A 26,020-nucleotide genomic window follows, 5' to 3' on the forward strand; every position below is an offset into this window, starting at 1 on the left:
GCGTTAAACGCTTACTGCATGTTGGAAATTTCAGAAGCCAGTTCGTCAAAAGACTTCTCGGCCTGGAATTTCTGCCACAGGGCACGCTCATTGTTCATTGAGGTTTTGATTGCCTGTTCCGCCAGTTTATTAACGGTGTCAGCATCCAGACCAACCAGAACTACGATACCGCCGCTTGGGGTTGGCATCTGACGGAAGATTTTAGAACCTACCAGAGTTTCTTTGGTGATCTGTTTGGTTACAGAAGTATTAACGCGATCAACGGTTTCAGAGTCACCGGTACCAGTGGTTTCGGCGTACTGTTTGATCATGTTCTGCACTTCCACTTTCATGGTTTGTGCCAGTTCAACACGGGCAGCGGTTGCAGCCATCTGCTTCATGAAGTTAGGGCCGGCAGCAGATTTGTCAGCGTAGCCAACAGCAGACAGATCCAGACCATCAACCGGAGCACCACACACCCACTCAGGAGCGGCCTGACCAGAACCGTCAGCAAAGATGCAGCTGGCTACCGGAGCCGGAGCTGGTTTATTGGATGCACAGGCGACCAGCAGGCTGGTCGTGGCTACAGCAAATAAAGTACGAAGTTTCATCTTCCTCTCCTTGATGAAGTGAGCGGTTTAATAAAGCTCAAAAGGTGTGCCGAGAATAGCGGATGCTATGGCAAAATGCCACACGGGATTATGGCGGATGTGAGACGGATCAAAGATGAAAAATATGGCGCTGGCAACGGCATTATTTATAACAGTTTTATTACAGAATGGCTGTGCCGGAACCCCGGCTCAGGACGGCGTGCCGGCGTGGATTATGAATCCGGGTAACGGCGTAGTGGCATCCTGTGGGTTTAATATTAAAGGCCGTTATGCCCAGGAAGAATGCGCATTGCAGCGTGCCCGCGAGCGTCTGGCGGCGCAGCAGGGCGTGGAAATCAGCAGCGTGTCTTATTTATCGGAACGGGTGCGCAACGACGCCAGCAGTGTCAGTCTGAATAAAGAGACTGTGGAAAAAGTCAGTGGCGTAACGGTAAAAGCGCGTATCCGTGACACCTGGTATGACGCCCAGCGGGATGAATATTACGTCTGGCTGGAAAGCCATTAACGATCAGAAAACAGGCTGAACGGCCCGTGGCGGAACAATAAATTCCGCAGCGTGCCGTTCAGTCCGGGTTCAGTCAGGGGCTTTTTCTCTGATTAAACAGCCTCAGTGCTGGTGGCCACCGGCACCGTGAGCGTGCTTATGCGCAATCTCTTCAGCGGTTGCTTCACGTACAGCAACGATATCCACTTCAAACTTCAGTGTCTTGCCGGCCAGCGGGTGGTTGGTATCGACGTCGGCCATAAAGCGGCCCACTTTAACGATGGTTACCTGACGGGTGCCCTGTTCGGTTTCGACCCAGGCAACCATACCTTTCTTCCAGTTTTTTGCGCCCTGCAGATGCTTGACCGGTACGCGAGTGACGGTATCGGCCTGACGTTCGCCATAGGCCTGATCCGGGGTCAGGGTGATGCTGATGTGCTCACCGGCTTCTTTGCCGGCAACGGCCTGTTCAAATCCGGCAATCATATTGTTGTGGCCGTGCAGATAAGCGATGGCTTCGCCACCGGCATCTTTATTGGTGCTTTCGATCAGCTGGTCCTGCTCGTCGAACAGGCTGTAGTGCAGCTGCACCACGGTATCCTTGGCGATGATCATGATGATTTCCCCATAAACATTAAAAGGCGCGAGTATCGGTTCCGGCCCGGTCTTTGGCAACACCTGTCGCGTTCTGGCGGTTACGCAGCGGGGTGACTTGATTTGTTGTCACCGGCCCCCATATCGGTTACTCGTGCATCAGAAAGCAGGAAATTTTCATGACAACTATTGTATCCGTACGCCGTGGTAATGATGTGGTGATTGGCGGTGACGGGCAGGTTTCTCTGGGCAATACCGTAATGAAAGGTAATGCCCGCAAGGTGCGGCGCCTGTACAACGATCAGGTGCTGGCCGGTTTTGCCGGGGGAACGGCCGATGCCTTTACCCTGTTTGAAAAATTTGAAGCGCAGCTGCAGAAGCACCATGGGCAACTGACCCGGGCTGCGGTTGAGCTGGCGAAAGAGTGGCGTTCTGACCGTGCGCTGCGCAAGCTCGAAGCCATTCTGGCGGTTGCCGACCATACGGCGTCGCTGATCATCACCGGTAACGGCGATGTGTTGCAGCCGGAAAACGATCTGATTGGCGTAGGCTCTGGTGGTAATTACGCGCTGGCATCGGCCCGTGCATTGCTGGAAAACACCGAGTTAAGCGCACGTGAAATCGTTGAAAAAAGTCTGAATATTGCTGCAGATATCTGTGTATTTACCAACAGCAACCTCACTATCGAAGAACTGAAGGCGGGAGAATAATCCATGAGCCAGATGACCCCGCGCGAAATCGTGCATGAACTCGACCGCCATATTATCGGGCAGCACAATGCCAAACGCTCGGTTGCCATTGCGCTGCGTAACCGCTGGCGCCGGATGCAGCTGCAGCCGGAACTGCGCGATGAAGTAACGCCAAAAAATATCCTCATGATTGGCCCGACCGGTGTGGGTAAAACCGAAATTGCCCGCCGTCTGGCGAAGCTGGCCAATGCGCCTTTTATTAAGGTTGAAGCCACCAAATTCACCGAAGTCGGTTATGTCGGTAAAGATGTTGAATCCATTATCCGCGATCTGACCGAAACCGGTCTGAAGCTGCTGCGTGAGCAGGAGATGGTGAAGGTTGCCAGCCGTGCCGAACTGGCCGCGGAAGAACGCATTCTGGATGTACTGTTACCGCCGCCGCGCAGCAGCACAACCAGCTGGGACACTACCGAAGAGCCAAAAACAGAAGACAGCTCAACGCGTCAGGTTTTCCGTAAAAAGCTGCGTGAAGGGCAGCTGGATGACAAAGAGATTGAAATCGATCTGGCACAGGTCAGCGTTGGTGTGGAAATTATGGCACCTCCTGGCATGGAAGAAATGACCAGTCAGCTGCAGAGCATGTTTTCCAACCTCGGCGGCGAAAAGAAAAACAAACGTAAATTAAAAATCAAAGAAGCTTTCAAGCAGCTGCGCGACGAAGAAGCCGCAAATATGCTGAATATGGACGAGCTGAAAGCCCGTGCACTGGAGCTGGTGGAGCAGAATGGCATCGTCTTTATTGATGAAATCGATAAAGTCGCCAAGCGTCACGAAAGTGGCTCCGGTGGCGATGTGTCGCGTGAAGGTGTACAGCGTGACCTGCTGCCATTAATCGAAGGCTGCACCGTCAGCACCAAATACGGCATGGTTAAAACCGACCATATTCTGTTTATTGCCTCCGGTGCTTTCCATCTGTCCAAGCCTTCCGATCTGATTCCGGAATTGCAGGGCCGTCTGCCAATCCGTGTTGAGCTGGAAGCGCTGACGCCGGATGACTTTAAGCGTATTCTGACCGAGCCAAAAGCATCGCTGACCGAACAGTATAAAGCGTTACTGAAAACCGAAGGGCTGGACATTCACTTCACTGACGATGCGATCAAACGCCTGGCAGAAATTGCCTTTGAGGTGAATGAGAGCACAGAAAATATCGGTGCCCGCCGTCTGCATACCATTATGGAGCGACTGCTGGAGCAGGTGTCTTTTGACGCAACCGATATGACCGAAGCGGTTAATATCGATGCCGCCTATGTTGAGAAGCAATTGGGCGATCTGGCCCGCGATCAGGACCTGAGTCAGTTTATTCTCTGACACAGAGACGGATAAAAAAGGGAGGCGCTCAGGCCTCCCTTTTTTATGGGTAAAGTTATTGGTGTGCTTTAAATTCTGAAACGTTCGATCAGTTTTACCAGAGCTTCGCTGCTGTCCGACAACTTCTGTCCGTACTGATCAGTTTTGATCATATTGTCGGCGATATGTCCTGACGACTCGGCGATGCGGATAACGTTGCCGCTGATTTCGTTGGCCGCGGCACTTTGTTCCTCAACCGCACTGGCAATACTCAGGTTCATCTCGGTAATGGTGCTGACGGCGGCACTGATGGTTGATATCGCATCCAGCGCCTGTTGTGAGGTGGCCGAGGTCGATTCGGAATTCTTAACGTTTTCTTCCATCGAGTTTACGGCGCTTGCGGCCTGCTCCTGCAGACGGGAAATCATTTTATTAATTTCTTCCGTGGATTCCTGAGTGCGCGAGGCGAGGGTGCGCACTTCGTCGGCGACCACGGCAAAGCCGCGGCCCTGTTCACCGGCACGGGCGGCTTCGATCGCAGCGTTAAGTGCCAGCAGGTTGGTTTGTTCGGCAATGCCGCGGATAACATCCAGTACCGAACCGATGGCATCAGTTTCACTGCGCAGGCCCTGGATCACTTCACAGGAATTCTGAATATCTGCCGCCAGATTGCCGATACGCTGTTGTGTTCCCTGCATGGTTTTCATACCGCTGCGGGCATTTTCGTCGACTTCCCGCGCCGCTGCAGCAGCACGTTCAGCATTACCGGCAACTTCATGAATGGTCTGGCTCATTTCGTTGGAGCCGGTAGCGGCCAGGTCGGTCTGTTGCAGCTGATCATCGGTGAGACGGCGTGTTTCAGCGCTGACCGTCGCAATCTCCCGCGTCAGCTGTGCCAGCAGTTCTGAGGCGGTTTTACTTTCGCTGACCACCTGATGAATCTGACCAATAAAGGTATTGAAAGCGCGGGCAATATTGGTAATTTCATCCCGTCCCTGCGCCGGCAGGCGCTGGGTCAGATCGCCTTCACCGCGGGCAATATCATCCATCGCGCTGGTAATCAGTTGCAGCGGCTGGCGGATACTGCCGGATACCAGCATGATGACCGCAAGCAGCAGCAGGATAAAGATCAGGCTGGTGGTAATCAGGCTGGTGGCATTCACCCAGAAGGCGGTCATCACATCGTCGGTATAAACACCGGTACCAACAATCCAGTCCCAGGGTTTGAAGTGTTTAACGTAGCTGACCTTGGATACCGGATCTGAGCTGCCAGCCTTTGGCCAGTAGTAGTGGACGTAATTGCCTTCGGGTTTGCTTTTTGCTGCTTTTACGATTTCGCGGAACAAATACAGGCCGTTGGGGTCTTTAACGTCGTTCACGTTTTGCCCCTCCAGCTCGGCTTTTGCGCCATGAACAACAACGACAGGTGCTGAGTCGTTAACCCAGAAATATTCATTGCCGTTGTAGCGTAATTCGCGGATAGCATTCTTCGCCAGCGTTTGTGCTTCTGTTACCGGCATGCCTTGCTGGCTGAGCTGGTAATAATGATCAATCAGGCTGTAAGCACTGTCGATCTGCTGTTTAACGCCCAGTTGTTTGCCATAACTGATGGTGTCGTAAATATGTTTCATGGCCTGTGTCTGAATGAGCAGGACACAGACAATCACGGCGCTGAGAATGACCCATAAACGGGCACGGATACTGATATTGCGTAAAGAACTCATAGGCAGCTCAATCTCACCGATAGTAAACTACGTCAGGTACAGCTGGAGCCTGATTCTGATAGGCACACCTTGTATGCCTGATATAAAAGTGTAGCGTGGTTTGTCTTATATGCGCGTTATCCTTACTCCCGGAGTGGAATAACAGTGATTCCAAAAGCAATAAAAGTGAAGAAAGTCAGCCACTGTCTTGAGTTGACCTATGGTGAGCAGTCTTATGAGCTGCCTTACGAATTTCTGCGCGTGCATTCACCATCGGCAGAAGTCCGTGGTCATGGTGTCGGCAATGAGGTGTTACAGAGTGGTAAAAAAGATGTGGTATTACTGCGCATTGAGCCGGCCGGTAATTACGCGCTGAAGCTGGTATTTGACGATGGCCATGATTCAGGTCTGTATGACTGGAGTTATCTCTATCATTTGTGCACGCATCGTGATGAACTGTGGGCTGATTACCTGCAGCGCCTGCAACAGGCCGGAAAAAGCCGCGAAAGCGCGCAAATCAACTTTAAAGCCCTGTAAACATCCGTGTAACCGTTATACTGGGCGCAAATCAGGGCCTGTTCACACGAAGTGAACCGTGCCTGCTGAGAGACAGTTTTTCTCAGAACAAGGAGAGAGTAGTGATATTAGCGGGCTAAATGAATGACGAGCGACGAAGTTGATGGGAAAAACTGGCCTCAGCCCGAAGGGTTATGGCTAAAAATCCCTCACTCTGTATTGTTGTCCGTTCGCTTAACCTGTTACCAATCTGTCTGGAACAGATTTACGTGCTGCTCGAAGGGAAAGCACGGGGATGTGTTGAACATCCCACACTCTCAGCGCCTCGTCTGAGATATTTTTAGCCGAAACAGGCCTGTTTAATTCGTGTAAACAGGCCCTAATTACAGGAGCCGCACATTGACGGATTCCAACGCACCAAAAGCCCCGTTCCATGATCCTAATGCCGAGGCCGAAGCGCAAAAATATGAAAACCCGGTTGCCAGCCGCGATGCCCTGCTGGCATTGCTGGAGCAACTGGGCCACCCGGCTACCCACGCGCAAGTCTGCGAAGCCCTGGGTGAAACCGATGAAGACCGCGTAGAAGCTCTGCGTCGTCGCCTGATCGCGATGTCGCGTGATGGCCAGCTGATCAGCAACCGTCGCAGCCAGTTTGCGCCGCTGCGCAAAGTCGATCTGGTTACCGGTGTGGTCATGGGTCATCGCGATGGTTATGGCTTTGTACTGCGTGACGGTGCTGATGATGTGTACCTGTCTAACCGCCAGATGAGCAAAGTTTTTCACGGTGACCGCGTTGCGGTACAGATTCTGGGCCTTGATCGCCGTGGCCGTCCGGAAGGCAAAATTGTTGAAGTGCTGGAGCGTAATACCCAGCAGATTGTCGGCCGTTACTTTGATCAGTCCGGTGTCGGCGTCGTACAGCCGGATAATAAACGCGTATCACAGGAAATCCTGATTCCGCCGGTTGGCCGTAAAGGCGCTGAGCATGGTCAGTTTGTGGTAGTACAGATTGTTGAACAACCCAAGCCCGGCGGCTTACCTATGGGTGAAGTGGTCGAAGTGCTGGGTGATCATCTGGCACCGGGGATGGAAATTGATGTTGCCATCCGCAGCCATAATATTCCGCACGAGTGGCCGGAGGCCGTGCTTGTAGAAGCTAAAAAGCTGCCGGAACAGGTCAAAGATAAAGACAAACACAGCCGCATTGACCTGCGCAGGCTGCCTTTTGTCACCATCGACGGTGAAGACGCCAAAGACTTCGACGATGCCGTTTATTGCGAACCTAACCGCAAAACCGGTGGCTGGCGTTTATACGTGGCGATTGCCGATGTATCCCACTACGTACAGGTTGGTTCGGCGCTGGATGTTGAAGCGCACGGTCGTGGCAACTCGGTGTATTTCCCTGAGTTTGTGGTACCGATGCTGCCGGAAAAACTGTCCAACGGTTTATGCTCGCTGAACCCGGAAGTAGATCGTCTGGTGATGGTATGTGAAATGACTATCTCCAAGGCCGGGAATATTTCCGGTTATCAGTTTATGGAAGGTGTTATCCACTCCCATGCGCGCCTGACCTATAACAAGGTCTGGAAAATGCTGCAGCCGGAGCGCGGTGACGACGGCGATGCCTGGCGCGAACACTACAAAGACGTTGTGCCGCATCTGGAAAATCTCTACGCCCTGTATAAAACCCTGCGTGCCAAACGCGAAGAGCGTGGTGCGATGGATTTTGATTCGGTCGAAACCCGTATCGTGTTCGATGCTGAGCGTAAAATTCAGGAAATCGTACCGACCGAACGTAACGCGGCCCATATGCTGATTGAAGAATGCATGCTGGCTGCCAACGTTTGTGCTGCCGATTTCTTCCAGCGTTATGACGTGCCGGCACTGTATCGTGTGCATAACGGCCCGAGTGCAGAAAAACTCGAAAACCTGAAATCTTTCCTCGCTGAAGTCGGTTTGTCCATGCCGCATGGTCAGGACCCGTCGCCGAAAGATTATCAGGCATTGCTGAGCCAGATTGGCGACCGTCCGGATTCACATTTAATCCAGACCGTGCTGCTGCGCTCGCTCAGTCAGGCCGTTTATAAGCCGGATAACGAAGGTCATTTTGGTCTGGCTTATAAAGCCTATACCCACTTCACTTCGCCAATCCGCCGTTACCCCGATCTGCTGGTACACCGTGGTCTGCGCAGCGTGATCCGCAGCGAACGTGAATGCAAACACGTAAAACGTGCAGACGGTGCCAAACCACTGGCCCAGAAAACCATTTACCCATACGACACCGCAGCGATGGTGGTGATGGGTGAGCACTGCTCGATGACCGAGCGCCGTGCCGATGATGCTACCCGTGACGTGGTCGACTTCCTCAAGTGCGAATTTATCAGCGACCGTATCGGTGAAGAATTCGAAGGGGTTATTACCGCGGTTACCGGCTTTGGCTTATTCGTTGAATTAAAAGACGTCTATGTCGAAGGTCTGGTGCATATCAGTGGTCTGGCAAACGATTACTACCACTTTGATGCCGTGAAACATCGTCTGGTCGGTGAGCGCACGCGCCGCAGTTTCCGCCTTGGCGATAAGCTCTGGGTAAGGGTCATGAACGTGAACCTCGACGAACGTAAAGTCGATTTCGAACTGACCACTGCACCGGTTAACGCCAGACGCAGCAAAGCCAGCGATCTGCCAACGCCTGCGCGTTTACCGCGCCGCCGTAATAAACAGGCCGATGGCAAAGTAACCGAAGAAACGCTGGAGCCAAGCCGCCAAAAAAAAGCACGGGCACCCTCGACAGAATCTGGAGATGGTGCCAGAAGTGGCGGTAATAAAAGCGGCGCTAATAAAAGCGGCGGAAACAAAAGTGGCGTTAAAAAAGCCGGTGTTAAGCGTACGGCTGACAAAGGCGCTAAAACCTTTGTTGCTGACGATTCAGAAGGCACTAAAAGCAAAAAGAAAAAGCCCAAGCCGAGCAAACGGCAAAAGCTGAACGCCAAAAAGAAAACCGAAAGCAAAAAAGCGGTAAAGAAAAAGACCGCCAAGAAAAAACCGGCCAAAAAGGCCGGAAAGAAACAGGTTGATTAATCAATGAAGTTAGAAGCCGTTTACGGTTTGCATGCCGTTACCACCTTGTTGCAGCGCAGTCCGGATCAGGTGGTGGAGCTGTGGGTGATGAAAGGCCGTCAGGACCAGCGTATGCAGCGCGTGCTGGAACTGGCTGCCGAACAGGGGCTGGATATCCGTGAGGCCGATAAAGGCCTGATGAATCAGAAAGCCGATGAAGGTAATCACCAGGGCATTATTGCCTGGCGTAAGCCGGTGCAGAATAAAAACGAGAAACACCTGCCGGATATTCTCGACGGTATCAGTGGCAATGCGCTGATTCTGATTCTGGACGGCGTTACCGATCCGCATAATCTGGGCGCCTGTCTGCGTACGGCAGACGCCGCCGGCGTGCAGGTAGTGATTGCGCCGAAAGATAAATCCGCACCGTTAAATGCAACAGCCGCCAAGGTGGCCTGTGGTGCAGCCGAAGCCGTGCCTTATATTCAGGTCACCAATCTGGCGCGCACCATGAAAGAACTGCAGGAACGCGGTATCTGGATTGTCGGCACCGCCGGTGAAGCAACGCACAGCATTTATCAGCAGGATTTTACCGGGCCAACAGCTCTGGTTATGGGCGCAGAAGGTGCGGGTATGCGTCGTCTGACCCGTGAACATTGCGATTATCTGGTGAATATTCCGATGGCTGGCGAAGTCAGCTCTGTTAACGTGTCGGTGGCTACCGGCATTTGTCTGTTTGAAGCGGTGCGTCAGCGTCAGTTGAGCTGAGTACCGGTTTGCGGGCAGGTAACCGCTGTTGCCTGTCTGCGCAAAATTCCCTCTGAATAAATGGAGTCTTCTGCGTGGAGTGGTGGAACGAATTAATTTCACAGAATTATGACTGGTTCTGGGATGTCAGCATTGCCCTGAGTATCACGCTGATTGCCGGTGCGGCATGGCGTTTTACCCGCAAGCGTCTGGTTAAGCTGGCGCTGGCGACCAAGAACCGCTGGGACGATATTGTGCTGGAGGCCATTGGCGTTCCTATCAGCTGGATTATTTTTGCCATTGGTGCGACCTGGATTGCCGACATTACCGCAGGTCATTTTTCTTCTGAAATTATTTCCAGTATTCCGGTGGTACGTCAGCTGGCGCTGATTATTCTCACCGCCTGGGCGCTGTGGCGTCTGATTAACCGTGTGGAAGAACGGCAGATTGTGAATGGCATCGATCCGACCACGGTACAGCTGGTGGGTAAGGTGGCCAAACTCAGTGTGACCATTCTGATTATTCTGCCGATTTTTCAGCTGTTGGGCATATCCATTTCCGGCATCCTCGCCTTTGGTGGTGTCGGCGGTCTGATTGTCGGTATGGCCGCCAAAGATCTGCTGGCCAACTTCTTCGGCTCGCTGATTATCTATCTCGACCGCCCGTTCAAAGTCGGTGACTGGGTGCGTTCGCCGGACCGCAGCATCGAAGGAACGGTAGAGCATATCGGCTTCCGCGTAACCCGTATCCGCACTTTTGATAAGCGTCCGCTGTATGTGCCGAACTCGGTGTTTACCAATATCTCGGTGGAAAACCCATCGCGCATGACCAACCGCCGTATCTACGAAACCATTGGTATCCGCTATCAGGATTCGCGTCATCTGCCGGCGATTATGGAAGGCGTGCGTGCCATGCTGCGCGAACATCCGGAAATTGATAATAACCAGACCATGATCGTGAACTTCAACAGCTTTGGTGAATCCAGTCTGGATTTCTTTATCTACACCTTCACCAAAACCACCGACTGGGTAAGGTTCCACGAGATCAAGCAGGATGTACTGCTGAAAGTACTGAATATCATCCACGAGAAGGGTGGCGACTGCGCCTTCCCGACCCGCACGCTGCATGTCGATTCTTTACCGCCGCAACTGGCTGGTACGGCTCCGGCCCAGCGCTGACAAGGCTCTGGCTCTGCCCGGCAACCTCTGCCCTTCATTTCAAGGGCAGAGCACTTACCCTCCGGACTGTTAGTTAAACGGTTCAATAGCTATACCTAATAGCCTTCTTTGAAAAGATCAATTTAACTAATCAAGAGCATACCCCTACTATAGATCCTGTTCCCAACACAAACCTATGGAGTAAGACCACATGATCAACACTGAAATCAAACCATTTGCAGCAACCGCTTTTAAACAGGGTGAGTTCGTAGAAATCACCGAAGCTGATGTTAAAGGCAAGTGGGCAGTATTCTTCTTCTACCCAGCCGACTTCACTTTCGTATGCCCGACCGAACTGGGCGATCTGGCTGACAAATACGAAGAACTGCAGAAGCTGGGCGTAGAAGTATTCTCTGTGTCTACCGACACTCACTTCTGCCACAAAGCATGGCACGACAGCTCTGAAACCATCGGTAAGATCAACTACTACATGGTTGGCGACCAGACCGGCACCATTACCAACAACTTCGGTGTAATGCGTGAAGGTCAGGGCCTGGCAGACCGCGCTACTTTCCTGGTTGATCCACAGGGCGTTATCCAGGCGATGGAAATCACTGCTGAAGGTATCGGCCGTGATGCAGACGACCTGATGCGTAAAGTAAAAGCTGCTCAGTACGTTGCTGCTCACCCAGGTGAAGTGTGCCCGGCTAAGTGGAAAGAAGGTGAAGCGACGCTGGCTCCTTCTCTGGATCTTGTCGGCAAAATTTAATCGAAGCTGGCTGCGTTGACATCGCGTTGTTAAAAGCCGATTCAGAATGCTCACTTAGTCCACTAAGCTCTGCTTCTTCATCGGCTTTTGCCTAGCGCTGTCGGCCTCGCCAACGCTTCGGGCCGGCATTTGCCAAATGCTGCCGGCTTCGGGACGCGGGCCGACACTGTAATTGCAATACCCGGCTCCGGTTTTCCGGAGCCGTTTTAAAAATCTTCAATCGGACGGTATTTCCATGCTTGATGCAAATATGAAACAACAATTAGGCACCTACCTGAACAATCTGCGTAATCCGATTGAACTGCAGGTGTCTGTTAATGATTCGCCAAAATCCAAAGAACTGGAAACCCTGGCGCGTGAAATCGCAGAACTGAATAATCAGATTTCCCTGACGATCACTAACGAAAAAATCGGTGGCCGTTCTCCGGTAATGACCATTGCCAAAGCGGGCAGCGAAGCCCGTGTGGCCTTTGCCGGTGTGCCAATGGGCCACGAGTTTACCTCGCTGGTACTGGCTTTATTACAGGCGGGCAGTCACCCGTCGAAAGAAGATCAGGCGTTGCAGGATCAGGCAAAATCCCTGACGCGCACCCTGAACTTTGAAGTCTATGTATCGTTGTCGTGCCACAACTGTCCTGATGTTGTACAGGCAGTGAATTTAATGGCCGCGCTGAATCCGAACGTGACCGCCACCATGATCGACGGCGGCGTATTTCCGGACGAAGTGAAAGAGCGCAATATTATGGCGGTCCCTTCGCTGTACCTGAATGGTGAAGTGCTGGCCAACGGTAAAATGACGCTGGCGGAAATCCTCAATAAAGTGGATGACGACGCCGATGCCAAAGCCGCGGCGGCGCTGGCCGATAAAGATCCGTTTGATGTGCTGGTGGTTGGCGGTGGCCCGGCAGGTGCTTCAGCTGCAATTTACGCTGCACGTAAAGGCATCCGTACCGGTCTGGTGGCCGAGCGTTTTGGTGGTCAGGTATCCGATACCGTCGGTATCGAGAACTTTATTTCCGTGCCTTACACCGAAGGTCCGAAGCTGGTCGCTCATCTGGAAGAACACGTTAAAGAATACGACGTGGATGTGATGAAAACCCAGAAAGCCGTTGCGGTACGCAAAACCGATTCCGGTTTAACCGAAGTCGAACTGGAAAACGGTGCGGTGCTGGCGGGTAAGTCGGTGATTCTCGCCACCGGTGCACGCTGGAGAGAAATGAACGTACCCGGCGAGCAGGAATACAAAGCCAAAGGCGTATGTTTCTGCCCACACTGCGATGGCCCGTTATTTAAAGGCAAGCGCGTTGCGGTGATCGGTGGTGGTAACTCCGGTATCGAAGCTGCCATTGACCTGGCGGGTATTGTCGAGCACGTCACCGTACTGGAATTTTCCGATGTACTGCGTGCTGATGCGGTACTGGTGAAAAAAGCCGAAGCCACCGCCAATATCGACATTATTAAAATGGCGATGACCACTGAAGTGATTGGTGACGGTGAGCGGGTAACGGCGATTAAATACCAGGACCGTAATACCGGTGAGAGCCATGTGATCGAACTGGCGGGTATTTTCGTACAGATTGGTCTGGTGCCGAATACCGAATTCCTGAAAGGAACGGTCGACCTGACTGAGCGTGGCGAGATTATTATCGACGGTCATGGCCAGACCAATGTACCGGGCGTATTCGCTGCAGGTGACTGCACCAACGTGGCGTACAAGCAGATTATTATTTCGATGGGCGCAGGTGCAACGGCTGCACTGGGTTCCTTCGATTACTTAATCCGCAACTGAGCGACCGCATAATTTAAAAATTCAGCACCCTGAATGCTTGTTGGGAACAGACAAGCAGCCCGCGGCCCGGTAGCAATGATTGCTGCCGGGCCGTTTTTGTTTTTAATCACATCAAAGTCGACTGCTGTGAAACGGATTTTCGGAGAAGCAGGGTTCAGGAGTGTTTCTTGACTATAAAGCCACTTCAGGCATGCTCAGTCATTCACGGACAGACAGCAGCGCACGGAGCCACTATGACCACGACAGTCAAAACCCCGGGTGTTTATATCAATGAGATAAACACCTTTCCTGATTCGGTTGTGCCCAGTGCAACCGCTATTCCTGCGTTTATCGGTTATACGCCTGCGGCACAATTAAGCGGTCAGTCACTGCTGAATAAAGCGGTGCTTGTACAATCTTATGAAGAATTTGTCTCACGCTTTATGCATCCGGACGCACTCCAGCCGGTACAGTATTACCCACAGGGCGGAGATGATAATTACGAACTTCTGCCCGACCCGGCAACGGTGTATTACCTGTGTAACAGTATGCGGCTGTTTTTTGAAAACGGGGGTGGCAGTGCTTATGTTGTATCGGTCGGAAATTACGGTAAGCCGAGCGGAAACCCCTTAAGCAACGCGCAGGCAGCGATTATTAATCCGAATATTCTGCTCGCTGACCTTTTGCGTGGTCTTCAGGTTCTGGCAGAAGAATCGGAGCCGACGCTGTACCTGTGTCCGGACGCAACACTGCTGCCGGTGGCAGAAAATGCAACACTGATGCAGGCCATGCTGTTGCAGGCTGAACAGCTGGAGTATCCGTTCTGTCTGTTCGATGTGATTGGCGGGCGCAATCCTGACCCGCTGTTATACAGCGAAGATATCCGGAATTTTCGTGAAAGTACGGGCAGTAACGGGCTGAAAAATGCTGCCTGCTATTATCCGTTTATCGGCACCACGATGGTGGGAAGTAACGAGCTGAATTACACCAATCTGTTCGGCGGTAATCTGCATCAACTGGCGGCGTTCCTTCATGCCGAGTCTGATGGTGCATCGGCAGTCAGCCGCATTCTGGCGGATATCGCAGCCTTAGCAGAGCCATCAGCAGCACAGATCCGCCAGCACGATATAGCATTACGGAATGCCAGTAAGCGATATAACAGTTTGCAGCAAAGACTGAATACCGAGGTCAATATTTTGCCGGTCAGTGCGGCAATGGCTGGCATTTATGTGCTTAACGATAGCAACGAGGGCGTATGGCGTGCACCAGCTAATGTCAGCATCGTTGGCGCTGCTGTATTGCCTATCCGTTTAACGGATGAGCAACAGGCTGACCTGAATGTTGATGCGGTTTCCGGTAAATCCATTAACGCTATTCGTTTTTTTAATGGTCAGGGAATTCTGGTCTGGGGCGCCCAGCACGCTGGATGGTAACAGTCAGGACTGGCGTTATATTCCGGTGCGGCGCACGGCGATTTTTCTTGAGCGTTCAATTCAGGAGGGCATGGAAAATTATATTTTTTCTGCCAACGATGCCAGCACCTGGGGCGCTGTAAAAGCTATGATTGAGAGTTTTCTCACCAGTATCTGGAAAGAAGGTGGTCTGCAGGGTGCTTCTTCCAGTGATGCATTTTCGGTTGCGGTCGGGCTGGGGAGTAGCATGACCAGTGACGATATTCTGAATGGCTGGCTGCGGGTTAGTGTAAAAGTAGCACTGGTTCGTCCTGCGGAATTTATTGTGCTGAACTTTGAGCAGCAGCAGGCAGATTCCTGATGCTGCCGGAAACGCTGACTGGCCGGTAATTCCGGCCAGTTTTTTTCAGCAGAGCTCTTCCTCGCGCAGCTGGGAGCTCATTCCGTCGCAACTTTCTGACCAGGCGCTGAGCCAGTCTGGCAGCGGTGGTGATTGCGGATCAAGGTTCATCTCAGCGATAAACTCCTGCGGGTCGACCAATCCTTTTGCCGAACGGAACAGGCCACGCATCATCACCACACCAATCACGCGTTCTTTGCGTATAAAACGGTGTTCAACAAAGACCCATTTATCATCCCAGCCGAGCATACGGCTGTGAATTTCGAAGGCCTCAAACAGCCGCAGCTCACGGCGGAATTTTCCCCAGACATCACCGACAATCGGGAACGCTTTATGGCGCAGAGCCACTTTGTAGGCGCCGCTGCGTAATACGTAATCCATACGCCCGACATCGGCCATGGTGAAGTAACGGCCATTGGTTACGTGGCGATTAAAATCCAGATCCAGTGGCCATACGCGCATTTTCACCACCGTGGTATCGAGGCCGCCGACCGGCTTGCGCCACGGGCGGCGCAGCAACATCAATAACAAACGGAACCAGAGATTCATCTTTATTTTCCTGACTGCTTAAACAGGCGGGCAGTCTAAGGCTTGCGGTTCCGGCGTTGTATATGCATAAATGACTTGTTCCATGCGATATCTGCAAGCGAGGGCATTATGCACGTTACTTTGTTGCTGGCTGACCAGTGTTCTGCGGCCAGTGCGACCATGGCGCAGGAGATTTTTTACGCCGCCAATCTGTTTGCCGCTCAGGAGAAGCCGCTGTTTGAGCTGCGTACGGTGTCGCTGGACGGTTTGCCGGTAGCAGCGTCAGCCGGTCAGCAGCTGAGCGTGGACGGTGGGATAACTGATATTCGTCAGACCGATCTGATTGTGATTCCGGGGTTTCTCTTCAGTCTGCAGCAGGCAATGCCGGAATTTGGCCGCTACCGGGCCTGGCTGAGGGAGCGTTACCGTCAGGGGGCGACGATTGCCACCATGTGTAATGCAACGTTTTTACTGGCCGAAAGCGGTCTTGCCGACGGTATGCGGGTGACGACTCACTGGGCTTTCGCCGGGCTGTTCCGGCGCAGCTTTCCGCAGGTCAGGCTGGATGAGCAGCAAATGCTGTGCGAAGACGGCCAGCTGATCAGCAGTGGCGGAGCGACGGCGGTGCTGGATCTGCTGCTGCACCTTATACGCCGTTTTGCTTCATTAGAGCTGGCACAAACCTGCAGCCGCTATCTATTAATCGACAATGTCCGCAGCGCGCAAAGCCCCTATGCCTTATGGGCGGCGCCGAAAAATCACAGCGATCAGGAGATTCTGAAAGTACAGAACTGGCTGGATGAACACTTTGCCGGAGCGCTGGTCATCGATGAGCTGGCCAGTCGTTTCGGCTTTGGTGTGCGTAACTTTAAGCGGCGTTTTAAAGAGGCGACGGGGCAGGCGCCGCTGGCTTATCTGCAGGCGCTGCGCATAGAAAAAGCCAAGCAGCTGATTGAATCGACCCGCATGACCATTGACAGCATCACGCTGGCGGTTGGGTATGAAGACAGCAACTCATTCCGCCGTCTTTTCCGCCAGCGGGTAGGGTTATCACCGGCGGCTTATCGTAAACAGTTTCAGCCAAAGGTCAGAGCGCAGCCGTCTGATTAACAACTAACGTATTGCATTATGATATACAATGTATATCATTAAGTTCTCTTCATCTTATTGGGTTTCAGGCGTCGTGGATAAGGCAAAGGCTTCAGCCAAAACTGGCCGCAGTAAAAAGGCCAAAGCTGTAAAGAATGATGCGCAGCTGCTTATCCGTATTAATGGCGAAGAGCGGGAGCAGTTTCTTGCTCTGTGTGAAGAGCTGGACACCAGTGCAGCCCGTGAAATCCGGCGATTTATCCGCGGTTTTATCCGGAAGAATCAGCAGACTGAAGAGTCATAGTGCTTAACGCACCCATCGGAATAAAGAAGGAATTTGTTATGTCTAAGAAAGTATCCAAGAAAGTCGTCAGCCTGAAAAAAGAGATCAAAGCGCGTAAGGCCAAGATCTCCAAGCAGGAAAGCAAACTGAAAGTGCTGAAGAAAAAGCTGAAAAAAGCCGCTTAATCGCCGGCTGATATAAAAAACGACACCCGCGGGTGTCGTTTTTTTTGCTCAGGATTTCAGTTGCGGATTGCGCAAAAATGTCTGCTCAAACTGTTTAATATTCTGCTGAATATAATCAATAAAAGCCTTCATCGCCGGGGTCGGATGTTTGGCCTGCGGATACACCACACACCAGCTGCGGCGCAGTGGAAAACCACTGATATTCAGTACCTGTAATGTCCCTAATTCCAGCTCCGGCAGGATACTGAGTTTAGGCAGTACGGCTACGCCAAGGCCGGCAATCACTGCGTGTTTTACCGCATCGTTCGAGCCGATTTCCATGCTGGGTTTCAGTCGCAGACGCTGCTCCTGACAATGAACTTCCAGTGCCAGGCGGCTGCCGGAACCGGCCTCGCGCATCAGCAGGTTGCTGTCGAGAAACTCCTGCGGGCTGACCGCTTGCTGTTGCAGTAACGGATGTCCGGCCGGCACCACCGGCACCAGTTCATTATTGAGAAACGGCAGCGAGGCCAGCGGCTTCTCACTGGGTACCATGCCCATAATCACCAGGTCGTCACGGTTATCGTTCAGGCGCTGAATCGCTGCAGCGCGGTTCACCACGCTGACGCTGACATTGATCTGCGGATACAGATTAAGAAAGGCGCGTAACAGATACGGCACCACATATTGCGCGGTATTCACCGCCACCAGTTTCAGCTCGCCAGCCACTTTACCATCCAGCTCGGCCAGATCGGTCTGCAGCCGGCGCAGTTCGCCAAAAATGCCGAGTACGCTCTGAGCCAGCTTCTCCCCGGCCGCTGTTACAAATAAACGACGGCCGACATATTCAAATAAGGGCATTTCCAGCGCCTGCTCCAGCTGGCGCATCTGGCTGCTGACCGCCGGCTGGGTCAGCCCGAGCAGCTCGCCCGCCTTACTGTAACTTTCCAGTTCATATACTGCGTGGAATACCTGCAACTGGCGAAAAGTCAGGCGGCTGGCTAATTTGTGTACGCTAAGCGGCATGTTATGTTGCTCATTGGTCTTTATATATAAGTAATACCTTATAGGTTGGGTAAAAAATATCAATTTTTGCTTTGGTCTGGTGTTGTCTAAGCTGATCTGACCCTTTCACTCAGGGACTACGAACGAGGAGTTCCCCATGCTGAAGAAAGTTCTTATTGCTAACCGCGGCGAGATTGCCGTCCGTATCGTGCGCGCCTGCGCCGAGATGGGCATCCGCTCGGTGGCTATCTATACCGAACCGGACCGCTATGCGCTGCATGTTAAGCGTGCGGACGAAGCTTATATGCTGGGTGAAGATCCGCTGGCTGGTTATCTCGATCCGCTGCGCATTGTGAATCTGGCATTGGAAACCGGCTGCGATGCCATTCATCCGGGCTACGGCTTTTTGTCAGAGAACGCTGAGTTTGCCCGCCTGTGTGAACAGAAAGGGGTAACCTTTATCGGGCCGAAGTCGGATGTTATCCACAAAATGGGTGATAAAACCCAGGCCCGTGATTCCATGCGCGCTGCTGGCGTACCTATTACTCCGGGTTCCGACGGTAATCTGGCCGATCTGGATGAAGCGCTGAAACTGGCCGCCGAGATTGGTTATCCGGTGATGCTGAAAGCCACTTCCGGTGGTGGTGGTCGCGGTATCCGCCGTTGCGATTCTGCCGACGAATTAAAATCCCAGTACCCGCGGGTTATTTCCGAAGCCACCAAAGCCTTCGGTTCGGCCGATGTGTTTATGGAAAAGTGCATCGTTAACCCGCGTCATATCGAAGTGCAGATTCTGGCCGACAGCCACGGCAATGTGGTGCATCTGTACGAGCGCGATTGCTCTATTCAGCGCCGTAACCAGAAGCTGATTGAAATTGCGCCAAGCCCGCAATTAACACCGGAGCAGCGCCAGTATATTGGTGGGCTGGCGGTGAAAGCGGCCGCCGCCGTTGGTTATGAAAATGCCGGTACGGTCGAATTCCTGCTGACCGGCAACGAAGTGTACTTCATGGAAATGAATACCCGCGTACAGGTTGAGCACACCATTACCGAGCAGATCACCGGGGTGGATATTGTGCGTGAGCAGCTGCGCATTGCCGCTGGCCTGCCGCTCAGTTATCGCCAGCAAGATATTGCCTATCGTGGTTTTGCCCTGCAGTTCCGTATTAATGCCGAAGACCCGAAAAACGATTTTCTGCCAAGCTTTGGCCGTATTTCTCACTATTACGCACCGGGTGGTCCGGGTGTACGGGTCGATACCGCCATTTATACCGGCTATGAAATTCCGCCGTATTACGACTCCATGTGTTTAAAACTGGTGGTCTGGGCGCTGACCTGGGAAGAAGTGATTGCCCGTGGACAGCGCGCGCTGGATGACATGCGTCTGCACGGTATTAAAACCACCGCGCACTATTACCAGCAGATTCTCAGCAATGCCGATTTTAAACGGGCGGAATTCGACACCAGCTTTGTGCCGACCCATCCGGAATTATTGAATTATTCAGAAAAACGTCACCCCAGCGAAGTTGCGCTGGCCATTGCCGCAGCCATTGCCGCACACGCCGGCTGGTAATCCGCAGGAGGAATGAATGATGAGTAACGTGAAAAAGATTGAAGTCACCGATGTGGTTCTGCGTGATGCACACCAGTCACTGATTGCGACCCGTATGCGCACCGAAGACATGCTGCCAATCTGCGACAAGCTGGATAAAGTCGGCTACTGGTCGCTGGAAGTCTGGGGCGGCGCCACCTTTGATGCCTGTGTGCGTTTCCTTAAAGAAGACCCGTGGGAGCGTCTGCGTCAGCTGAAAAAAGCGCTGCCCAATACCCGTCTGCAAATGCTGCTGCGTGGCCAGAACCTGCTCGGCTATCGTCATTACGCCGATGATGTGGTGGAAGCGTTCGTGCAGAAAGCGGCGGATAACGGCATTGATGTATTCCGTGTATTCGATGCGCTGAACGATCTGCGTAATATCGAAACTGCGATGAAAGCGGTTAAAAAAGCCGGTAAACATGCGCAGGGCACCATCTGCTACACCACCAGTCCGGTGCACACGCCAGCGCTCTTTGTTGAACAGGCCAAAGCGATGCAGGCCATGGGTGCCGACTCTGTTGCCATTAAAGATATGGCGGGTCTGCTTACGCCGTACGGTACTTATGAACTGGTAAAAGCGATTAAAGCCGAAGTCGATTTACCGCTGGTTATTCACAGCCATTCAACGGCCGGTCTGGCACCGCTGTGTCAGCTGAAAGCGATTGAAGCCGGTGCTGACCGTATCGATACCGCGATTTCTTCCTTTGCCTCAGGTACCAGTCATCCGGCGACCGAGTCGCAGGTTGCAGCGTTAAAAGGCACGCAATATGACACTGGTCTGGATCTGGAATTACTGGGTGAAATTGCCGATTACTTCCGTGAAGTGCGCAAAAAATACCACCAGTTTGAAAGTGAATTTACCCGCGAAGATGTTTCCGTGCAGATTAATCAGGTGCCGGGCGGCATGATGTCCAACCTGGCCAATCAGCTGAAAGAACAGAACGCGCTGGATAAAATCCGTGAGGTGTTTGCCGAAATTCCGCGGGTGCGTGAAGACCTTGGTTTTCCTCCGCTGGTAACACCAACCTCACAGATTGTTGGTACTCAGGCGGTATATAACGTGCTGGCGGGTCAGCGTTATAAAACCATCACCAACGAAGTTAAGCGTTACCTGCAGGGTGGCTATGGTGCCGCGCCGGCGCCGGTGAATGCTGAGTTGCAGAAAAAAGCCATTGGTAATGAGAGCGTTAATGATGGCCGTCCGGCGGATTTATTAAGCCCGGAAATGAACAAGCTGCGTGATGACATTGGTGCTCTGGCACAAAGTGAAGAAGACGTACTGACCTTCGCCATGTTCCCGGATCTGGGCCGTGAGTTCCTGCAGCAGCGTGCCGATGGCACTCTGAAGCCGGAAGAACTGCTGCCACCGGATCAGAAAGGCAAAGGCCGGATGGGCGAAGCGGTGGCAACCGAATTCCGCATCGATGTACACGGCGAAAGCTACGAAGTGGCTATTACCGGTGTTGGCGATTCCGGTGCCGGTAAACGCAAACTGTACCTGTCGCTGGACGGTATGCCGGAAGAAGTGATTTTTGAATCGCTGAACGAATACGTTGCCGCAGGTGGCAGCAATCATGGCCGTAAGCGAGCGACCGAGCCTGGTCATGTGACCGCAGCAATGCCGGGCAACATCGTCGATGTACTGGTTAAAGAAGGCGACAGTGTCGAAGCCGGCCAGTCGGTATTGATTGCCGAAGCGATGAAAATGGAAACCGAAGTTCATGCCAATATCGCCGGTACGGTAAAAGCGGTATATGTGAGCAAAGGCGACCGTGTGACTCCGGGTGAAGTGTTGGTCGAAATCGGCTGATGCCAAAGCGGATTGTTGTGTCTTCAGCGGCACAACAGTCCGCTGAGAAAATCATGTTTCTTACGGAGGGAATACCGTATTCTTAGCGCCGTTGATAAGGGGAGATTGCAGTGGAAAAGTTGATACGTGGTGTACTGAATTTTAAGCAGAATGTGTATCCGCAGCAGAAAGACCTGTTTGGCACGCTGGCAGACGATGGTCAGAGCCCGGATGTGCTGTTTATTACCTGCTCGGATTCCCGTATCGATCCGAATATGGTGACAGGGTCCGCTCCCGGTGATCTGTTTATCTGTCGTAACGCCGGCAATATTATTCCCCCGCATTCGAACGAAACCGGTGGTATGACAGCCTCTATCGAATATGCCGTAGCCGTGCTCGGTGTGCGTCATATTATTGTATGCGGCCATACCGACTGCGGTGCGATTAAAGGTGCTCTGGATATGACCAAGCTGAAAGGCTTGCCGCATGTTAAAGAGTGGTTGGGTCATTGCCGTTCGGCGATGGAAATTGTGCGTGAACGTAACGACATTCCATCGGATATGTGCCTTGGCCATGAACACCTGAACGAAGCCATCGAAGAAAACGTACTGCAGCAGGTTCAGCATTTACGTACCCACCCGGTGGTGGCGGCTAAGCTGTCGACGCAGAAAGTGAGCATTCATGGCTGGGTATACGATATTAAGAGTGGCGGCATCCGCTGCTGCAGCCATAACAGCGATACCTTCAACGACTTCTCTGAGCAATACGCCGATATTATTGCGCGCGTTGGCGAATAACTCTCATGGCCGGTTTTTACCGGCCATGATTCTGTATTCAGCAGGTCCAGTAAATTTTATTCTCCAGATCAACGACGGCCGGGCCGTCGCTGCAACCGCCAACATCCTTTGCCTCTTTATCCTGCGGTTCATAGATAATAATCCACTGGCCGGAGCGGGCATGCCAGTACAGCTCTCCCTCATCAATTAATCCCAACGGAAATACGCCGTCACTGTCGTTGTTGGTCAGAGAGATCCTTCCCTGTTTTATTTCGGTATCCAGATTGATGCCCTGCATCTGTGGGTGCTCGGCATAGCGCTGCTGAAATACATACTGGCCATCAGCCAGTGGCAATTCTGGTGCAGCGTAGGCTGTGCCAACAGTAAGCCCGGTTAACAGCAGCAGAGAGGGTAACAGGTTAGAAGTCATGCTCATTCCTTTGAAGATTTGAATTTATTTCTCTTTATAGCGCGGTAATACCAGATTCCAGCGGATGGCGCTCAGGCGCAGCAGGAAAATAAATATTCCGGCAATTAATGCAGCCGCACCGATATTAATGTCATTGTGAATCAGCAGGATATAGAGCAGCGAACCACTCCAGGCTGCAGTGGCATACCACTGGCCCTGAAATACCAAAGGGTCCTGATTCAGCAGTATGTCGCGCAGGATACCGCCGGCAACTCCGGTAATAACACCCATAAAAGAAGCGACCAGCATATCGGCACCGACGCCCAGTGCTGCCTGCGTTCCGGCGACGGTATATAAACCGAGTGCAGCAGCATCCGGAACCACAAACCAGCGGCCGGATAATTTAATCCAGCGTGCGAGAAAAAAAGTGGCCAGTGCGCCAAACCAGGTAAAAATAAGGTAGCTGGAATCCGCTACCCAGAATACGGTGCGGTCGAGCAGGGTATCGCGCAGGGTGCCACCACCAAGGGCGGCACAAAACGCGATAATCATAATACCGAACAGATCAAACTGTTTGCTGCGCGCATCCAGCACACCGGCAGAAGCGGACAGAATCGAGGCAAACATCGTTGACCAGTACATCACTTCAGCGGTGCTCAGAACCATAGTGATCGCCCGGTTTTAACTAATGTAAAAAACAGCAGCGCTTATTGCGCTGCATAACGGTTCTGCAGATAAGCGAAAACGGCGCGCATGCCCATGGCTTCGCCACCGACCGGGCGGCCCGGTAATTTGCGGCGGTTCCAGGCCATTACGTCAAAATGCACCCAGGGCGTGTTATCAACAAAATGCTCCAGATACAGCGCAGCGGTAATTGCACCACCAAAAGGCCCGGGTACAGAGTTCACCAGATCAGCGATGTCGCTTTTCAGAGAATCGCGATAAGCCTGATGCAAAGGCAGATGCCAGACCGGATCGGTAATGCGCTGACCAACCTGCATTAAATCAGAAGCCAGCTGCATCTGGTTGGTAAAGAAACCCGGTAATTCAGTACCCAGAGCTACCCGGCAGGCGCCGGTGAGCGTGGCGAAGTCGATGACCAGATCCGGTGATTCACTGACCGCTTCGGTTAATGCATCACACAGCACCAGACGACCTTCGGCATCGGTGTTGTCAATTTCAACGGTTGAGCCTTTGCGTGTATTCAGCACATCACCGGGACGGAAACTGTCAGCGCTGACGGCATTTTCAACCGCCGGAACCAGCACGCGTAAACGTACCGGCAGCTGCTGCGCCATAATCAGGTAAGCAAGACCAACCACATGGGCCGCGCCGCCCATATCTTTCTTCATGGTGCGCATGGCATCGGCAGGTTTTAAATCCAGACCGCCGCTGTCAAAGCACACACCTTTACCCACCAGAGTGACCAGCGGATGTTTTTCATCGCCCCAGCGCAGATCGAGCAGGCGCGGAGCATGGGCACTGGCGCGCCCGACCGCATGAATCATCGGATAATTTTCGCTCAGCAGATCATCGCCGACGACCTGTGAAAACTGCGCGCCAAATTCTTTTGCCAGATTTTCCAGAGCAGCCGCCAGATGCTGCGGCATCATATCGGCGGCCGGAGTATTCACCAGATCACGCACATGACGGGTAGCGCTGACCAGCTGTTGGGCATACGCCAGTGCGCCGCTGTCGGCCAGTAATAAACGCGCCTGTGGCTTACCCGGTTTTACATAACGCTCAAAGCGATAAGCGCCAGCGCCCCAGGCAAAGGCAATGCTGATTAACTGATCGGTATCGCTGATATTGTCGATCACGTAATCCGCGGCGGGCAGCAGATTGGCCAGCTCGCCACAGGCAAACATATCGTCGAGGTTATCGCAGACAAAGAGCGCGCTTTGCAGGGAGCCATTGGCTGCCGGTAATAACTGTACTCCCTTGCCACTGTAGCCGCAGGCTTCCAGCCAGGCTTTTACGCCGTCTGCCTGCTGCTCCAGCCAGCGCGGAAAATCGCTGCTTTCAAGAATGGTAAGAGGGATACCTTGCTGGCCTGCGGCTAAAACATCAGACATGGAAACTCCGGACTACTGAAAATAATGTTCACAGTATAGGTAATTCCCGCAAATTACAGAATGATCGCTGCCAGAGACCTTGGTGTAGGTCACAGATAAACCGCTGTCAGCATTGTCCTGGGGGATATCGGTTCTGGCGGTAATGGTGCCGGTTACCGGGCAGCAGACGCAAAGGGCGACTTCGTTTAGAATGTCAGACTGTTTTATTCAGGTATTCATAATGATCAATGAACTGATTCCGGAGCTGATCGGCGGCACGCTGATTGGTCTTGCGGCAAGTATTCTGTGGTTAGGGATTGGCCGTATCAGCGGTATGACCGGAGTGTTATCCAGCCTGTTTTTGTTGCACGAAAAGCAACGCCACTGGGCATTCTGGTTTCTGGCCGGGCTGACGCTGGCTTATCCGCTGTATCTGTTACTGGGTCACAGTGCACCGATAGAGATGACCACAAACAATGGTCTGCTGATTGCCGCCGGTCTGCTGGTCGGATTCGGTACTTATATCGGCAATGGCTGCACCAGTGGTCACGGCGTGTGCGGCATGGGGCGTTTATCGCTGCGCTCAGCGATTGCGACGGTTACCTTTATTCTGGCCGGAGTGGCAACGGTTGCTGTTATGAATATGGCCGGAGGTATTTTATGAACGCACGCCTGCTGGGCCCGTTAGTGGCTCTGGTCAGTGGTCTTATTTTTGGCCTGGGTTTGCTGATTTCCGGAATGAATAACCCGGCAAAAGTACGGGCATTTCTCGATATATTCGCTGCCTGGGACCCATCGCTGATTGCGGTCATGGGATCGGCTATACCGGTATTTGCACTGTTTTTCTATTTCAGTAAGCGCCGTAAAACACCATTCTGTGCCGCGGCTTTTCATGAGCCTAAGCTGACACACATTGATCTGCGTCTGCTGGCCGGAGCGCTGTTGTTTGGCATCGGCTGGGGTCTGGTTGGTCTTTGTCCGGGACCCGCGCTGGTTAATCTGCTGACCTTTGAGCCGGGTGTGCTGGTTTTTGTGCTGGCCTTGTTAGCCGGTAACCGTGCTGCGCACTGGCTGGTTGGGCCTGCTCGATAGCAGC

Annotated in this window: 27 protein-coding genes; 19 read left to right on the forward strand and 8 right to left on the reverse strand. The window is 52.7% G+C overall.

Annotated features, from left to right (window positions below):
- Nucleotides 1-11 precede the first annotated feature (11 nt).
- Complete coding sequence (locus HUF19_RS01965) at nt 12-590, reverse strand: LPP20 family lipoprotein (protein ID WP_145470838.1); 579 nt, start codon at nt 588-590, stop codon at nt 12-14.
- Between the two features lie 115 nt (nt 591-705).
- On the opposite strand from HUF19_RS01965, the gene HUF19_RS01970 reads away from it, so the two are divergent.
- Entirely contained in the window at nt 706-1,095 is a 390-nt protein-coding gene (locus HUF19_RS01970) for a hypothetical protein (RefSeq protein WP_260998262.1), read from the forward strand.
- A gap of 102 nt (nt 1,096-1,197) precedes the next feature.
- Here the strand turns inward: HUF19_RS01970 and HUF19_RS01975 are convergent, their stop codons facing one another.
- On the reverse strand, nt 1,198-1,689 hold the full coding sequence (locus HUF19_RS01975) for an FKBP-type peptidyl-prolyl cis-trans isomerase (RefSeq protein WP_260998263.1): 492 nt from the start codon (nt 1,687-1,689) through the stop codon (nt 1,198-1,200).
- A 158-nt stretch (nt 1,690-1,847) separates the two neighbouring features.
- Here HUF19_RS01975 and hslV point away from each other — a divergent pair, with 158 nt between their 5' ends.
- Both hslV and hslU read left to right on the forward strand, forming a co-directional pair.
- Entirely contained in the window at nt 1,848-2,378 is a 531-nt protein-coding gene (gene hslV, locus HUF19_RS01980; RefSeq protein ID WP_145470843.1) for an ATP-dependent protease subunit HslV, read from the forward strand.
- Nucleotides 2,379-2,381: 3 nt separating this feature from the next.
- Nucleotides 2,382-3,725 (forward strand): ATP-dependent protease ATPase subunit HslU, encoded by a 1,344-nt coding sequence (gene hslU / locus HUF19_RS01985; RefSeq protein WP_260998264.1) that lies wholly within the window; start codon nt 2,382-2,384, stop codon nt 3,723-3,725.
- 68 nt (nt 3,726-3,793) lie between these two features.
- Here the strand turns inward: hslU and HUF19_RS01990 are convergent, their stop codons facing one another.
- On the reverse strand, nt 3,794-5,428 hold the full coding sequence (locus HUF19_RS01990; protein WP_260998265.1) for a methyl-accepting chemotaxis protein: 1,635 nt from the start codon (nt 5,426-5,428) through the stop codon (nt 3,794-3,796).
- A gap of 144 nt (nt 5,429-5,572) precedes the next feature.
- On the opposite strand from HUF19_RS01990, the gene HUF19_RS01995 reads away from it, so the two are divergent.
- From HUF19_RS01995 to HUF19_RS02030, 8 genes are all read left to right on the forward strand, one after another.
- Complete coding sequence (locus HUF19_RS01995; RefSeq protein WP_260998266.1) at nt 5,573-5,944, forward strand: gamma-butyrobetaine hydroxylase family protein; 372 nt, start codon at nt 5,573-5,575, stop codon at nt 5,942-5,944.
- A 378-nt stretch (nt 5,945-6,322) separates the two neighbouring features.
- Nucleotides 6,323-9,001, forward strand: a complete 2,679-nt coding sequence (gene rnr / locus HUF19_RS02000) for a ribonuclease R (RefSeq protein WP_260998267.1) — start codon at nt 6,323-6,325, stop codon at nt 8,999-9,001.
- Between the two features lie 3 nt (nt 9,002-9,004).
- Nucleotides 9,005-9,748, forward strand: a complete 744-nt coding sequence (gene rlmB / locus HUF19_RS02005) for a 23S rRNA (guanosine(2251)-2'-O)-methyltransferase RlmB (RefSeq protein WP_225692440.1) — start codon at nt 9,005-9,007, stop codon at nt 9,746-9,748.
- A gap of 74 nt (nt 9,749-9,822) precedes the next feature.
- Nucleotides 9,823-10,905, forward strand: a complete 1,083-nt coding sequence (locus HUF19_RS02010; RefSeq protein WP_145470854.1) for a mechanosensitive ion channel family protein — start codon at nt 9,823-9,825, stop codon at nt 10,903-10,905.
- A gap of 190 nt (nt 10,906-11,095) precedes the next feature.
- Nucleotides 11,096-11,653: an alkyl hydroperoxide reductase subunit C gene (gene ahpC, locus HUF19_RS02015; protein WP_145470856.1), complete on the forward strand. Its 558-nt coding sequence runs from the start codon at nt 11,096-11,098 to the stop codon at nt 11,651-11,653.
- Between the two features lie 235 nt (nt 11,654-11,888).
- Nucleotides 11,889-13,442, forward strand: coding sequence for an alkyl hydroperoxide reductase subunit F (gene ahpF, locus HUF19_RS02020; RefSeq protein ID WP_260998268.1), 1,554 nt, complete (start codon nt 11,889-11,891; stop codon nt 13,440-13,442).
- A 233-nt stretch (nt 13,443-13,675) separates the two neighbouring features.
- Nucleotides 13,676-14,854, forward strand: coding sequence for a phage tail sheath subtilisin-like domain-containing protein (locus HUF19_RS02025; protein WP_260998269.1), 1,179 nt, complete (start codon nt 13,676-13,678; stop codon nt 14,852-14,854).
- Nucleotides 14,808-15,194, forward strand: coding sequence for a phage tail sheath C-terminal domain-containing protein (locus tag HUF19_RS02030; RefSeq protein ID WP_260998270.1), 387 nt, complete (start codon nt 14,808-14,810; stop codon nt 15,192-15,194). Before HUF19_RS02025 ends, HUF19_RS02030 begins: the two co-directional genes overlap by 47 nt.
- A 45-nt stretch (nt 15,195-15,239) precedes the next feature.
- On the opposite strand, the gene HUF19_RS02035 is transcribed toward HUF19_RS02030, so the two are convergent.
- A complete protein-coding gene (locus HUF19_RS02035; RefSeq protein WP_260998271.1) occupies nt 15,240-15,782 on the reverse strand; it encodes a thioesterase family protein in 543 nt (180 codons plus the stop codon).
- Between the two features lie 108 nt (nt 15,783-15,890).
- On the opposite strand from HUF19_RS02035, the gene HUF19_RS02040 reads away from it, so the two are divergent.
- From HUF19_RS02040 to HUF19_RS02050, 3 genes are all read left to right on the forward strand, one after another.
- Nucleotides 15,891-16,871, forward strand: coding sequence for a GlxA family transcriptional regulator (locus tag HUF19_RS02040; RefSeq protein WP_260998272.1), 981 nt, complete (start codon nt 15,891-15,893; stop codon nt 16,869-16,871).
- A gap of 73 nt (nt 16,872-16,944) precedes the next feature.
- Nucleotides 16,945-17,154, forward strand: coding sequence for a hypothetical protein (locus tag HUF19_RS02045; RefSeq protein ID WP_145470949.1), 210 nt, complete (start codon nt 16,945-16,947; stop codon nt 17,152-17,154).
- Between the two features lie 38 nt (nt 17,155-17,192).
- Nucleotides 17,193-17,318, forward strand: a complete 126-nt coding sequence (locus tag HUF19_RS02050; RefSeq protein ID WP_255606124.1) for a hypothetical protein — start codon at nt 17,193-17,195, stop codon at nt 17,316-17,318.
- 48 nt (nt 17,319-17,366) lie between these two features.
- On the opposite strand, the gene HUF19_RS02055 is transcribed toward HUF19_RS02050, so the two are convergent.
- On the reverse strand, nt 17,367-18,323 hold the full coding sequence (locus tag HUF19_RS02055; RefSeq protein WP_260998273.1) for a LysR family transcriptional regulator: 957 nt from the start codon (nt 18,321-18,323) through the stop codon (nt 17,367-17,369).
- Between the two features lie 136 nt (nt 18,324-18,459).
- Here HUF19_RS02055 and HUF19_RS02060 point away from each other — a divergent pair, with 136 nt between their 5' ends.
- The 3 genes from HUF19_RS02060 to HUF19_RS02070 all read left to right on the forward strand — a co-directional run bounded on the left by HUF19_RS02060 (nt 18,460) and on the right by HUF19_RS02070 (nt 22,482).
- A complete protein-coding gene (locus HUF19_RS02060) occupies nt 18,460-19,875 on the forward strand; it encodes an acetyl-CoA carboxylase biotin carboxylase subunit (protein ID WP_260998274.1) in 1,416 nt (471 codons plus the stop codon).
- Between the two features lie 19 nt (nt 19,876-19,894).
- Nucleotides 19,895-21,706 carry a sodium-extruding oxaloacetate decarboxylase subunit alpha gene (gene oadA, locus HUF19_RS02065; protein WP_260999454.1) on the forward strand — a complete coding sequence of 604 codons (1,812 nt, stop codon included), beginning with the start codon at nt 19,895-19,897 and terminating at the stop codon, nt 21,704-21,706.
- A gap of 110 nt (nt 21,707-21,816) precedes the next feature.
- Nucleotides 21,817-22,482 (forward strand): carbonic anhydrase, encoded by a 666-nt coding sequence (locus tag HUF19_RS02070; protein WP_260998275.1) that lies wholly within the window; start codon nt 21,817-21,819, stop codon nt 22,480-22,482.
- Nucleotides 22,483-22,519: 37 nt separating this feature from the next.
- Here the strand turns inward: HUF19_RS02070 and HUF19_RS02075 are convergent, their stop codons facing one another.
- From HUF19_RS02075 to HUF19_RS02085, 3 genes are read right to left on the reverse strand one after another with little or no spacing between them, the layout of a single operon-like run.
- Nucleotides 22,520-22,891, reverse strand: a complete 372-nt coding sequence (locus HUF19_RS02075; protein ID WP_260998276.1) for a hypothetical protein — start codon at nt 22,889-22,891, stop codon at nt 22,520-22,522.
- A 24-nt stretch (nt 22,892-22,915) separates the two neighbouring features.
- Entirely contained in the window at nt 22,916-23,536 is a 621-nt protein-coding gene (locus HUF19_RS02080) for a trimeric intracellular cation channel family protein (RefSeq protein ID WP_260998277.1), read from the reverse strand.
- Between the two features lie 41 nt (nt 23,537-23,577).
- A complete protein-coding gene (locus HUF19_RS02085) occupies nt 23,578-24,945 on the reverse strand; it encodes a leucyl aminopeptidase family protein (RefSeq protein WP_260998278.1) in 1,368 nt (455 codons plus the stop codon).
- A 220-nt stretch (nt 24,946-25,165) separates the two neighbouring features.
- On the opposite strand from HUF19_RS02085, the gene HUF19_RS02090 reads away from it, so the two are divergent.
- Nucleotides 25,166-25,588: a YeeE/YedE family protein gene (locus tag HUF19_RS02090; protein ID WP_260998279.1), complete on the forward strand. Its 423-nt coding sequence runs from the start codon at nt 25,166-25,168 to the stop codon at nt 25,586-25,588.
- Nucleotides 25,585-26,016 carry a DUF6691 family protein gene (locus HUF19_RS02095; RefSeq protein WP_260998280.1) on the forward strand — a complete coding sequence of 144 codons (432 nt, stop codon included), beginning with the start codon at nt 25,585-25,587 and terminating at the stop codon, nt 26,014-26,016. The genes HUF19_RS02090 and HUF19_RS02095 overlap by 4 nt, the downstream gene beginning before the upstream one ends.
- Nucleotides 26,017-26,020: the final 4 nt, after the last annotated feature.

This window comes from Thalassolituus hydrocarboniclasticus (assembly GCF_025345565.1).
In the GTDB taxonomy this organism is placed as follows: Bacteria; Pseudomonadota; Gammaproteobacteria; order Pseudomonadales; family Oceanobacteraceae; genus Venatoribacter; species Venatoribacter hydrocarboniclasticus.

Excerpts from the sequence above, each read along its gene's own strand:
- HUF19_RS01965 (WP_145470838.1), bottom strand. The coding sequence starts at position 590 with ATGAAACTTCGTACTTTATTTGCTGTAGCCACGACCAGCCTGCTGGTC.
- HUF19_RS01970 (WP_260998262.1), top strand. The coding sequence starts at position 706 with ATGAAAAATATGGCGCTGGCAACGGCATTATTTATAACAGTTTTATTA.
- HUF19_RS01975 (WP_260998263.1), bottom strand. The coding sequence starts at position 1,689 with ATGATCATCGCCAAGGATACCGTGGTGCAGCTGCACTACAGCCTGTTC.
- hslV (WP_145470843.1), top strand. The coding sequence starts at position 1,848 with ATGACAACTATTGTATCCGTACGCCGTGGTAATGATGTGGTGATTGGC.
- hslU (WP_260998264.1), top strand. The coding sequence starts at position 2,382 with ATGAGCCAGATGACCCCGCGCGAAATCGTGCATGAACTCGACCGCCAT.
- HUF19_RS01990 (WP_260998265.1), bottom strand. The coding sequence starts at position 5,428 with ATGAGTTCTTTACGCAATATCAGTATCCGTGCCCGTTTATGGGTCATT.
- rlmB (WP_225692440.1), top strand. The coding sequence starts at position 9,005 with ATGAAGTTAGAAGCCGTTTACGGTTTGCATGCCGTTACCACCTTGTTG.
- ahpC (WP_145470856.1), top strand. The coding sequence starts at position 11,096 with ATGATCAACACTGAAATCAAACCATTTGCAGCAACCGCTTTTAAACAG.
- ahpF (WP_260998268.1), top strand. The coding sequence starts at position 11,889 with ATGCTTGATGCAAATATGAAACAACAATTAGGCACCTACCTGAACAAT.
- HUF19_RS02025 (WP_260998269.1), top strand. The coding sequence starts at position 13,676 with ATGACCACGACAGTCAAAACCCCGGGTGTTTATATCAATGAGATAAAC.
- HUF19_RS02030 (WP_260998270.1), top strand. The coding sequence starts at position 14,808 with ATGGTCAGGGAATTCTGGTCTGGGGCGCCCAGCACGCTGGATGGTAAC.
- HUF19_RS02035 (WP_260998271.1), bottom strand. The coding sequence starts at position 15,782 with ATGAATCTCTGGTTCCGTTTGTTATTGATGTTGCTGCGCCGCCCGTGG.
- HUF19_RS02040 (WP_260998272.1), top strand. The coding sequence starts at position 15,891 with ATGCACGTTACTTTGTTGCTGGCTGACCAGTGTTCTGCGGCCAGTGCG.
- HUF19_RS02050 (WP_255606124.1), top strand. The coding sequence starts at position 17,193 with ATGTCTAAGAAAGTATCCAAGAAAGTCGTCAGCCTGAAAAAAGAGATC.
- HUF19_RS02055 (WP_260998273.1), bottom strand. The coding sequence starts at position 18,323 with ATGCCGCTTAGCGTACACAAATTAGCCAGCCGCCTGACTTTTCGCCAG.
- HUF19_RS02060 (WP_260998274.1), top strand. The coding sequence starts at position 18,460 with ATGCTGAAGAAAGTTCTTATTGCTAACCGCGGCGAGATTGCCGTCCGT.
- oadA (WP_260999454.1), top strand. The coding sequence starts at position 19,895 with ATGAGTAACGTGAAAAAGATTGAAGTCACCGATGTGGTTCTGCGTGAT.
- HUF19_RS02075 (WP_260998276.1), bottom strand. The coding sequence starts at position 22,891 with ATGACTTCTAACCTGTTACCCTCTCTGCTGCTGTTAACCGGGCTTACT.
- HUF19_RS02080 (WP_260998277.1), bottom strand. The coding sequence starts at position 23,536 with ATGGTTCTGAGCACCGCTGAAGTGATGTACTGGTCAACGATGTTTGCC.
- HUF19_RS02085 (WP_260998278.1), bottom strand. The coding sequence starts at position 24,945 with ATGTCTGATGTTTTAGCCGCAGGCCAGCAAGGTATCCCTCTTACCATT.
- HUF19_RS02090 (WP_260998279.1), top strand. The coding sequence starts at position 25,166 with ATGATCAATGAACTGATTCCGGAGCTGATCGGCGGCACGCTGATTGGT.
- HUF19_RS02095 (WP_260998280.1), top strand. The coding sequence starts at position 25,585 with ATGAACGCACGCCTGCTGGGCCCGTTAGTGGCTCTGGTCAGTGGTCTT.